Source organism: bacterium (assembly GCA_035371905.1).
In the GTDB taxonomy this organism is placed as follows: Bacteria; Ratteibacteria; UBA8468; order B48-G9; family JAFGKM01; genus JAMWDI01.
The window spans coordinates 1-10,816 of the sequence record DAORXQ010000059.1 but is presented as its reverse complement, the minus strand read 5'-3'; the positions used below and the strand labels follow the sequence as shown (position 1 = coordinate 10,816).

Sequence of the window (10,816 nt, the reverse complement as noted above, 5' to 3'; positions counted from 1 at the left end):
GCTAACCAAAAGATAAGTTTCAAAACTAAAAAAGAACTTGAGAAAACAATCTTACATGAAAAAGCAAAAGGAACTACTGATTTAGAAATTGGTCAAAAGTACAGAGTTACTTTTAGATACATTGAACGGTTTATTACCCGCTCTCAAGGGCTTAATATTAGTTCCTTTAAAGTTTCTAAAAAAATAAAGTCACTTCACCCAAGAGATTTTAAAGAAGAACAAACAACTGTCTGGAGTCTTAAGCAAAGAGGTAATTGAGCAACTCATAGTGGCGAATACATTCTCCCACCTTTAAGGTAGGCAGTAAGAATTAGTAAAAAATATTGAAAAAAAAAGAAGAGATGATAAAATAAAATAATGAAATCTTTTACCCAATATTTATGGTTTTGTACAGAAAATAGAATTGAATTTATAAATATTACAGAGAAAGTTGAGGAAGCAGTAAAGAAAAGTGGAGTAAAAGAGGGGATTTGTCTTGTTAATGCAATGCATATAACTGCAAGTGTTTTTATAAATGATGATGAAAAAGGACTACATTCTGATTTTGTTGAATTTCTTGAAAAACTTGCACCACACCAACCAATTTCAAAGTACAAACATAATCTAACTGGAGAGACAAATGCAGATGCTCACTTAAAAAGAACTATTATGGGAAGAGAAGTTGTTGTTGCAATTACAAATGGAAGACTTGATTTAGGACCATGGGAGCAGATTTTTTATGGTGAATTTGATGGTCAAAGGAAAAAGAGAGTTTTGATAAAGATAATAGGAGAGTAATGAAGGATAAATTTGGAAGGAAAGTAGATACATTAAGGATTTCAATAACTGATAAGTGTAATTTTAGATGTCTTTATTGTTCTAAAGAATTTTATAAATTAAACAAAAAAAATATTTTGTCGTATGAGGAAATCGTTGATATTGTGAAATTTTTCACAAATTTTGGGATAAAAAAAATTAAAATTACTGGAGGAGAACCACTTATTAAAAAAAACATATATTACTTGATAAATAAAATTTCAAAAATTGATGGAATAAAAGAAGTATCTATTACAACAAATGGATATTTTCTTTGTGAAAATGTTGAAAGATTAAAAAAAGTAGGCGTAAAAAGAGTAAATATAAGTTTGGATACTTTAAAGAGTGAGAAGTTTGAAGGAATTACATCTGTTAAAGGACTTGAAAAAATAATTTGTGGTATAAAAGAAAGTGTAAAAAATTTTGATGTAGTAAAGTTGAATATAGTTTTAATGAAAGAAATTAATCTTGATGAGATATATGATTTTTTAAAATTTGCTGAAGAAAATAAAGTTATTCTTAAGTTTATAGAATTAATGCCTGTTTACAAAAATTACACTTTCTGGAAGGAAAATTTTGTTCCTTATTTTTTTGTTGAAGAAATATTAAAGAAATATATCCAATTGAGCCCTATTTGTGAAAATGGGAGAATTAAAAAATATGAAAACAAAGACAAAACAATTTATATTGAATTTGTTACACCTGTAAGTGAGCCATTTTGTAAAAATTGTGATAGGTTAAGGATTGACTGTAAAGGTAATCTATTCAGCTGTTTATATGGAGAACCGATTTTTAATTTTAAAAATTTTAATAATAAAGAAAATGAAATTTTAGGTATTATTTTTTCTTTGATTTTCAACAGAAAATTTAGTTATAATCCATTTTTAGAAATTCAAAGGAGTTATTATAAACTGCCATATATGAATATAGTTGGTGGATAATGATAAAAAAAGTTGAAATAGTTAAATTTACCGAAGGTTTGGGAGAAAATAAATTAGAAGATGAGGTTGTTGAAGAAAAGTATGTCAGGATTTTTATAAATGGGAAAGAGGTAGTTGTTTTAAGTTGTCTTTTTGAAAATATAGATTATTTGATATATGGTTTCTTATTTACTCAAGGAATTGTGAAAGATTTAAAAGAAATTGAAAATATTGATATTTCAGGATGTATTTGTAATGTGAGATTGAAAAAAAATGATTTTTTGGGTCCTTTTTGGTTTATAAGTTCTGAATGTGGTAGTAGGCATATTACTTTAAACATCATGGATAAGGTTAATTTTGATAATTTTTTTAAAAGTGATGCCATTTTTTATCTTTTAAAAGTTTTCAATAGGATTTCCCAATTATATAAAAAGACAGGTTGTGTTCATGTATGTGGAATTGCAAAAGATAGAGAAATTATTATTTTTAAAGAAGATATAAGTAGACACAATGCTTTTGATAAAGTTATTGGTGAGGCAATTTTAAAAAATATATCCTTAAATGATAAAATACTTTTAACATCTGGAAGAATTACTTCAGAAATTATTTTTAAATTAGTAAAAATGAAGATTCCAGTTATTTTATCAAAAGGTGCACCAACTGATTATGCAATAAGAATTGGTGAAGAATTTGGTATTACAATAATTGGTTTTGCAAGAGGGAAAAGATTTAATATTTATACACATAAAGAAAGGATAAAATGATAGATGTTGGAGATAAAAAAATTACAAAAAGGAAAGCAGTTGCAGAAGGATTTATTATTGTTGCTCCAGAAGTTATAGATAAAATAAAAAATAATAAAGTCCCAAAAGGTAATGTCTTTGATTTTGCTGAAAGTGCTGGACTTTTTGCAATAAAAAATACTCCTTATACAATTCCACATTGCCATCCAGTAAAAATAACAAAAGCAAAGATAAATTTTGAGATAGAAAATGATAAAATAAGGGTTATATGTGAAGTTGAAGGTATTGATAGGACTGGATTTGAAATGGAAGCACTTTATGGTGTTTGTGTTTCACTTCTGACAATATATGATATGTGTAAGGGCTTTAAAAAAGAAATGAAAATAACAGATATAAAATTACTCTCAAAACAAAAATGAAAGGCATTGTTTATTCTGTAAATATTGGTGAAAAAAAGGGAGAAGGCAAAAGACCTGTTGAAAAGATTGAACTTATAGAGAATTATGGAGTTAAAGGTGATTGTCATGCAGAAATAGGAATAAATAGGCAGGTAAGTTTATTATCATGGGAAAGGATGAATGAGGAATTTTTCTGTTTGAAAAAGGAAACTGGTTTAAGTCCTGGAGTTTTTGCAGAGAATATAACAACTGGAAAGATTGATTTAAGGAAACTTAAAATTGGAGATAAACTTAAAATTAATGATGTTGTCATTGAGATTTCTGAAATAGGGAAAAAATGCCATAATTGGTGTGAAATTTATAAAAAAGTTGGGAAATGTTTGATGCCGAAAGAAGGAGTATTTGGAAAAGTAATTAAAGGAGGGGAGATAAAAAAAGGAGATATTATTGAGGTTATACCGAGAATATATATAGGTATTTTAACGATAAGTGATGGATGTTTTAAAGGAGAAAGAGAGGATAAAAGTGGTAAATACTTAAAAGAAATTTGTAAAGAACTTGGATGGGATGTTTTAAAATATGATATAGTAGCAGATGAAAAAGAGATGATAAAAAATAAGTTGAATGAATTTTCTGAAGTTTGTGATTTGATTTTAACAACAGGAGGCACTGGAATAACAAAAAGAGATATAACACCTGAAGCAACAAAAGAAGTTATTGAAAAAGAAATTCCTGGTGTTTCTGAAATTTTAAGGATAAAGACATATGAAAAATCAAAATTTTCTGTAATTTCAAGGGGAGTTTGTGGAATAAAGGGAGAAACTGTTATAATAAATTTACCAGGAAGTTTAAATGGTGTTAAGGAATGTTTTGAAGTTTTGAAGGATTTTTTAGTTCATCTAATTGAAATGGTAAGGGATTTTCCACATGAATGAAATAAAAGAGATTATTGAAGAAATTGAAAATAAAAATTTCTCAAATCTTGAAATATTGCAATATCTTCAGGAAAAGTATAATTATGTACCTATTGAAACATTGAAAAAAATATGTGAGGAAATTGAAATACCAAGAAGTAAAATTTTTGGAATTCTAACATTCTATTCCCAATTTTCAACAGAGGAAAGAGGAAAGTACTTGATAAGAGTATGTGATGGGACAGCATGTCATGTAAAAGGAGGTAGTAAAATTATTGAAATGCTTAAAAGGGAATTTAAACTTGAAAATGGGAAGACAACAGAGGATAAAAAATTTACTTTACAGGTTGTTGCATGTCTTGGAAGTTGTTTTCTTGCTCCTGTTTGTATGATAAATTCAAGTTATTATGGAAATATGGATGAGAATAAATTTAAAAAAATACTTGAAAAATTAAAATGAAATTTAAAAATTTTTCTGATTTTAAAAATTATTGTGAAAAATTGAAAAAAGAAAAAGATGAAAGAGTAAAGATAAAGGTATGTATAACTGGTTGTAGGGCTGCTGGTGGACTTGATATTTATGAAAATTTTAAAGAGAAAATAAAAGAATCAAAAAAATTAAAATTAATTCCAACTGGTTGTCAAAAATTCTGTTCAGGAGGTCCTGTTGTTTCTGTAAGTTTTGATGGGAAATCATTTTTATATGAAAAAGTCTCTTTAAAAGATGTTGAAAGTATTATAAAAAAGGCAGAAAAAAAAGAGGTAGTTGAAGAACTGGTTATTAAGGATGAGAAATTTTTAAAAAATCAGACATTTAAAGTTTTGAAATTATGTGGTGAGATTGACCCACTTGATATTGATGAATATATAAAAAATGGCGGTTTTTCTTCATTTTTAAAAGTCCTGAATGAATATACTCCAGAAAAAGTTATTGAAGAATTAAAAAAATCAAAGTTAAGGGGAAGAGGTGGTGCTGGTTTTCCAACATATCTGAAATGGGAGATTGTGAAAAATAAACAAGATGATGAGAAATATTTAATATGTAATGGAGATGAGGGAGACCCTGGTGCTTTTATGGATAGGACTTTGCTTGAAGGAGTTCCATTTCAAGTTATTGAAGGGATGCTTATAGGTGCTTATACAACTGGTTGTAAAAAGGGTTATTTTTATGTGAGGGCAGAATATCCTATTGCTATTGAACATATTGAGAAAGCATTGAGAATCTGTTACGAATACGGAATTCTTGGCAAAAACATTCTTGGGACAGATTTTTCTTTTGATATTGAACTTAAAAAAGGAGCAGGTGCTTTTGTATGTGGAGAGGAAACCGCACTTATTGCTTCAATTGAAGGGAAAAGGGGAATGCCAAGACCAAGACCACCATTTCCAGCAGAAAAAGGACTTTTTGGAAAACCAACATGTATAAATAATGTTGAGACATTTGCAAATATTCCAATAATAATTGAAGAAAGAGGAGAAAATTTTTCAAAGATTGGAACAGAAAAAAGTGGTGGAACAAAAATATTTTCACTTGCTGGAAAGATAAAAAATACTGGACTTGTTGAAATACCTCTTGGAACACCATTATGGAAAATTATTTATGAAATTGGTGGTGGTGTGCCTGAAGGAAGGAAGATAAAAGGAGTTCAAACAGGTGGACCATCAGGAGGATGTATTCCTGTTGAACTTTTCAATACACCTGTTGATTATGAAACACTTGCAAATCTTGGTTCAATTATGGGTTCAGGCGGAATGATTGTAATTGATGATAAGGTATGCATTGTTGAACTTGCAAGATATTTCCTTGATTTTGTTCAGAAAGAGTCATGTGGAAAATGCGTACCATGTAGAATTGGGACAAAAAGGATGCTTGAGATAATTGAAAAAATAACAGAAGGAAAAGCAAACATAGAAGACATTGAAAAACTTGAAGAACTTGGAAATTATATTAAGGAAACAAGTTTATGTGGTCTTGGACAAACAGCACCAAATCCTGTTTTGACAACAATTAAATATTTCAAAGATGAATATATTTCTCATATAAAGGAAAAAAAATGTTCTTCAGGTGTTTGTGTGAATTTAATAAAATATTATATAAATCCTGAAAAATGTACTGGTTGTACTTTATGTGCAAAAAATTGTCCAGTTAATGCGATTGAAGGAGAGAAAAAGAAGCCACATAAAATAAATGTTGAAAAATGTATTAAATGTGGAATATGTTTTAATATTTGTAAATTTGGTGCTGTTGAGAAGGATTAGAAATGGAAAATAAAAAAATCAAAATTGAAATAGATGGAAAAGAAATATTTACTGAAATAGGGAAAACAATTTTACAAACTGCAAAAGAAAATGGAATTGAAATACCAAATTTATGCAATCATCCAGAACTTATTCCAAATGGAGCATGTAGATTATGTCTTGTTGAAGTTGTTGGAGAAAAAAGGCCAGTTGCTTCATGTTGCTATCCTGTTTATGATGGAATGAAAGTTTATACAAATACAGAAAAACTGATAAACTACAGAAGATTAACTTTACAACTTATAATTTCAGACCATCCTCTTGATTGTATGACATGTGAAAAAAGTGGAGATTGTTTGCTTGAAAAATATGCTTACCAGTATGGAATAAAAAAGATTGAATATTCTGGAGAAAAGGCAGAAAGAAAAGAAAAAAATGGATTTCCTTTTATTGTTAGGGATTATGAGAAATGTATATTATGTGGTAGATGTGTTAAGGTATGTGAAGAAATAGTTGGTGCAAATGCAATTGATTATAAAAATAGAGGGTTTATAACTGAAATAATAAGTGGATTTGATGAAATATTGAAAGATACAGAATGTCTATTCTGTGGTAATTGTATTGAAGTATGTCCTGTTGGTTCTTTAAGGGAAATAAGTGCTGAAGGAAAAGGAAGGAACTGGGAATATGAAAAGATAAAAGCTATATGTCCATATTGTGGAGTTGGCTGCGGAATTGTTGCTTATGTAAAAAATAATGAGATTGTGAAAGTAAAAGGAGATGAAGATAGTCCTGTAAATAAAGGATTTTTATGCATTAAAGGAAAGTTTGGATTTGAATATGTAAAGGATGAGGAAAGATTAAAAAAGCCACTTATAAAAGAAGATGGTAAATTTAAGGAAGTAAGTTGGGAAGAAGCAATTGATTTTGTTTATGAAAAATTAAAATATTTTAGAGATAATTTTGGACCTTTTTCAATTGCTGGACTTTCATCTGCAAAATGCACAAATGAAGAAAATTATATATTTCAGAAATTTTTTAGGTGTGTTTTAAAATCAAATAATGTTGACCATTGTGCACGGCTCTGTCATTCCTCAACAGTTGTAGGACTTTCTCAAACAATAGGTTCTGCTGCAATGAGTAATTCACTTGATGAGATTGAAAATTATTCTGATTGCATAATTATAACAGGAACAAATATAACAGAAACACAACCAGTAACATCTTATAGAATAAGAAAAGCAAAAGAGAAAGGAGCAAAAATTATTGTTATTGACCCAAGAGAAATAGAGATTTCAAAAATTGCTGATATATATTTACAGCCGAGATATGGAACAGATGTAATTGTTTTTAATGGACTTGCAAAAATAATTGTTGATGAGAAACTTTACAATGAGGAATTTATAAAAGAAAGAGTTGAGAATTTTGAAGAATATAAAAAATTTATTGAGAAATTTGATTTATCACTTGTTGAGAAAATTGCAAATGTAAAAATAGAGGATTTAAGGAAAGTTGCTTATTTATATTCAAAATCAAAAAGTTCTGTAATTTTATGGTCTATGGGGATAACACAGCATATAACAGGAACAGAAAATGTATTTACTCTTTCAAACCTTGCTCTTCTTACAGGTCAGATTGGAAAAAAAGGTGCAGGACTTTCTCCATTAAGGGGACAGAATAATGTTCAAGGTGCCTGTGATATGGGCTGTTTGCCTGAGTTTTATCCCGGATATAGTAGGGTTGACGATAAAAATACAATTGAGAAATTTGAAAATCTATGGAATGAGAAAGGACTTCCTGATAAGATTGGTTTTACTCTTGTTGAAATGTTTGAAAATGTTTTAAAAGGAAATATTAAATGTTTGTATATAATGGGAGAAATGCCTTTAATTTCTGACCCTGATATTTTACATATAAAGAAAGCACTTGAAAAGATTGATTTTTTAATTGTCCAAGATATCTTTTCTACTGAAGTTTGTGAATTTGCAGATGTTGTTTTTCCAGCACTTTCTTCATTTGAGAAAGAAGGGACATTTACAAATACAGAAAGGAGGGTTCAGAAAATTTCAAAATGCATTGAAAACAATAATGGAAAACCTGACTGGTGGATAATAAATGAGATTGCAAAGAGATTTGGTTATAACTGGAATTATAACGATGTCTGGGATATTTTAAGGGAAATAAATAAAACTGTTGAAGTTTATAAAGGGATAACACCCAAAAGGGTAAAAAATGGGGATAGGATTCAGTGGCCATGTCTATCAGAGGAAGATAAAGGAACAGAAACATTGCATATAGGTAAATTTAAAAGAGGAAAAGGCATTTTAAAGATTGTTGAATATAAAGAACCATATGAATTGCCTGATGAAGATTATCCATTTATTTTAACAACAGGAAGGATTTTAACAGAATATCATTCAAGGACAATGACTGGAAAAGTTAAGGGAATAAAGGAGATAACTGGAGATGAATTTTTTGTTATGAATTGTGAGGATGCAGAAAAACTTGGAATTAAAGAAGGAGATTTTGCAGAAATTAAATCAAGAAGAGGTTCTATCAAATTGAAAGCAAAATTGAGTAGAAAAATCCAAAAAGGTGTTATTTTTATTCCATTCCATTTTTATGCAAATATATTAACCCATACAGAACTTGACCCATACTCAAAAATCCCTGAATTCAAAATCTGTTCCTGCCACATTTGCAAGGTCCCACCTCGTCAGTAAGCATTCTTACTGTTGCTGCTCCTCCACCAACACCAATAAGTCCTGCCATTAGTCCTATGATTAAACCAGAAAAAATAGCGATTAGATTTTTCATTATGATGCCTTTATGGTAATTTATTTTATATGAACTCAATAATTCTTGCAAAAGGAGAAAAAAGTAAAAGGACTGGTTTAGATAAGGCATTAATTGAAATCAATAGTAAAAAATTGATTGAGATTATTATTGAAAGGATAAAACCTGTTTTTGATAAAATTTATATTGTATCTTTAAATCCTGAAAAATTTGAAAATTATAAGGATGAAAAGATTGATGTAATAAAAGATGGGTTTGGATGTGGACCACTTGGAGGGATTTATACTGGTCTTTCAATCTCAAGTTCTTTATATAATTTTGTTTTTGCCTGTGATATGCCTTTTATAAATGTTGATTTTGTTAGATATATGATGGGAATAAAGAAAAATTATGATGTTTTAGTTCCTGTTTATAAAAATAGATATGAAGTTCTTTTTGCGATTTATAGTAAGAATGTTTTAAAAGTAATGGAAGAGATGATAAAAAGAGGGGAATACAGAGTAAGGGAAATTTTAAATAGGGCAAAGGTTGAGTACATAAGCCAGGATATAATTGAAAAGTTTGGTTGGCAGGAAAGTTTTTTTAATTTAAATACAAAAAATGATATTCTTATTTTAAAACATGGAAAATTTAATAAGTTTTGAAAAAGCAATTGAAATAGTTTTAAAAGAAACAAAAATTTGTGGTGTTGAAAAAGTTGATATTTTAAAATCACTTGGAAGATTTATTGCAGAAGATATTTTTTCTCCTTTTGATATGCCACCATTTAAAAGAAGTGCAATGGATGGTTATGCAATAAAATTTGATGATTTGAGTAATACAAAAATATTTGAGATTAAGGATGAGATTAAAGCAGGAGAAGAGAAAATTGTTGAATATGAGAAGGGAAAATGTGTTTTAATAATGACAGGTGCTAAAATTCCAGAAGGTTTTGATACTGTTATTAAATTTGAGGATACAGAAGAGTTTGTTGAGGAAGGGAAAAGGAAGATAAAAATTTTAAAAGAAATTAAAAAGGGTGAAAATATTGCTGAGAAAGGAGAAGATTTTAAAAAGGGAGATTTATTGATAAAGAAGGGGACTTTTATAGATAGTGGATATATGGCTATTATTGCATATTGTGGAATAAAGAAAGTTTTGGTTTATAAAAAGCCAGAAGTTGGAATAATTGCAACTGGTGATGAGGTAAAGAAAATAGGGGAAAAATTGAGAGAGGGAGAAATATATGACTGTAATTCTTATTCTATTTATGGACTTGTTTTAAAATATGGTGGAATTCCTGAAATTCTTGGGATAGCAAAGGATAATAAAAGGTCATTGAAAAGATATATTGAAAAGGGGTTAGAAAAGGATATTTTGATTTTATCAGGTGGAGTAAGCGAGGGTAAGTATGATTTTGTTGTTGATGTTTTTAAGGAAATTGGTATTGAAATGAAATTCTGGAAAGTTGCAGTAAAACCTGGTAAACCAACATTTTTTGGTAAAAAAGGAAAAACATTAATTTTTGGTCTTCCAGGATATCCAGTTTCAACATATATAAACTTTGAAAATCTTGTAAGACCAGCAATTTTAAAAATGCAAGGAAAAAAGAACTTTGATAGATTTAAAGTTGTAGGAATTTTAGCAAGTGATGTTGAAAATAAAGGTGATAGAGATGAATTTTTAAGGATAATTGTGAAAGTTGAAAATGATGAAAATATAGTTATTCCGTTTAAAAAGCAAAAATCAGGTGTCTTTACTTCAATAGTTAATACAAATGGATTGCTTTATTTAAAAAAGGGACAGAAAATAAAAAAAGGAGAAAAAGTCATTGTTTCAGTAATGAGGTCCGACCTCGTATCCATTTTTACTTAAAGATAAAAATATAGTATAATCAAATGAGAAATGTACGGATTTGGAAAAGATAGAGAACCATTAGATTTAACATTTATAGTAAACGAACCAGGTAAAACACTTAAAGATAGATTTGCACAATTAATAAAGGATTGTAAATTTTTTGATTGTTTAGTTGC

The 10,816-nt window shown here is 28.7% G+C and carries 12 protein-coding genes; 11 read left to right on the top strand and 1 reads right to left on the bottom strand.

Annotation, left to right across the window (positions count from 1 at the left end; translation table 11 throughout):
* The 9 genes from PKV21_06815 to fdhF form a co-directional block, all read left to right on the top strand.
* On the top strand, positions 1 to 258 hold a 258-nt coding region (locus tag PKV21_06815; GenBank protein HOM27201.1), incomplete at its 5' end, for a hypothetical protein.
* Between the two features lie 99 nt (positions 259 to 357).
* Positions 358 to 777 (top strand): secondary thiamine-phosphate synthase enzyme YjbQ, encoded by a 420-nt coding sequence (locus PKV21_06810; GenBank protein HOM27200.1) that lies wholly within the window; start codon positions 358 to 360, stop codon positions 775 to 777.
* A complete protein-coding gene (moaA, locus tag PKV21_06805; protein HOM27199.1) occupies positions 777 to 1,736 on the top strand; it encodes a GTP 3',8-cyclase MoaA in 960 nt (319 codons plus the stop codon). The genes PKV21_06810 and moaA overlap by 1 nt, the downstream gene beginning before the upstream one ends.
* Positions 1,736 to 2,479, top strand: a complete 744-nt coding sequence (fdhD, locus tag PKV21_06800) for a formate dehydrogenase accessory sulfurtransferase FdhD (GenBank protein ID HOM27198.1) — start codon at positions 1,736 to 1,738, stop codon at positions 2,477 to 2,479. The genes moaA and fdhD overlap by 1 nt, the downstream gene beginning before the upstream one ends.
* Complete coding sequence (moaC, locus tag PKV21_06795) at positions 2,476 to 2,877, top strand: cyclic pyranopterin monophosphate synthase MoaC (protein HOM27197.1); 402 nt, start codon at positions 2,476 to 2,478, stop codon at positions 2,875 to 2,877. Before fdhD ends, moaC begins: the two co-directional genes overlap by 4 nt.
* Positions 2,874 to 3,791: a molybdopterin-binding protein gene (locus tag PKV21_06790; GenBank protein ID HOM27196.1), complete on the top strand. Its 918-nt coding sequence runs from the start codon at positions 2,874 to 2,876 to the stop codon at positions 3,789 to 3,791. The genes moaC and PKV21_06790 overlap by 4 nt, the downstream gene beginning before the upstream one ends.
* Positions 3,784 to 4,230 carry an NAD(P)H-dependent oxidoreductase subunit E gene (locus PKV21_06785; protein HOM27195.1) on the top strand — a complete coding sequence of 149 codons (447 nt, stop codon included), beginning with the start codon at positions 3,784 to 3,786 and terminating at the stop codon, positions 4,228 to 4,230. The genes PKV21_06790 and PKV21_06785 overlap by 8 nt, the downstream gene beginning before the upstream one ends.
* On the top strand, positions 4,227 to 6,029 hold the full coding sequence (locus PKV21_06780; GenBank protein HOM27194.1) for an NADH-quinone oxidoreductase subunit NuoF: 1,803 nt from the start codon (positions 4,227 to 4,229) through the stop codon (positions 6,027 to 6,029). Before PKV21_06785 ends, PKV21_06780 begins: the two co-directional genes overlap by 4 nt.
* Before the next feature lie 2 nt (positions 6,030 to 6,031).
* Positions 6,032 to 8,731, top strand: a complete 2,700-nt coding sequence (gene fdhF, locus PKV21_06775; protein ID HOM27193.1) for a formate dehydrogenase subunit alpha — start codon at positions 6,032 to 6,034, stop codon at positions 8,729 to 8,731.
* Here the strand turns inward: fdhF and PKV21_06770 are convergent.
* Complete coding sequence (locus PKV21_06770; GenBank protein HOM27192.1) at positions 8,685 to 8,825, bottom strand: hypothetical protein; 141 nt, start codon at positions 8,823 to 8,825, stop codon at positions 8,685 to 8,687. The two genes, fdhF and PKV21_06770, sit on opposite strands and share 47 nt — an antisense overlap.
* A gap of 29 nt (positions 8,826 to 8,854) precedes the next feature.
* Between PKV21_06770 and PKV21_06765 the strand changes: the two genes are divergently transcribed.
* On the top strand, positions 8,855 to 9,448 hold the full coding sequence (locus PKV21_06765) for a molybdenum cofactor guanylyltransferase (GenBank protein ID HOM27191.1): 594 nt from the start codon (positions 8,855 to 8,857) through the stop codon (positions 9,446 to 9,448).
* Positions 9,426 to 10,658, top strand: a complete 1,233-nt coding sequence (locus PKV21_06760; protein HOM27190.1) for a molybdopterin molybdotransferase MoeA — start codon at positions 9,426 to 9,428, stop codon at positions 10,656 to 10,658. The genes PKV21_06765 and PKV21_06760 overlap by 23 nt, the downstream gene beginning before the upstream one ends.
* The last annotated feature ends 158 nt before the right edge of the window (positions 10,659 to 10,816 follow it).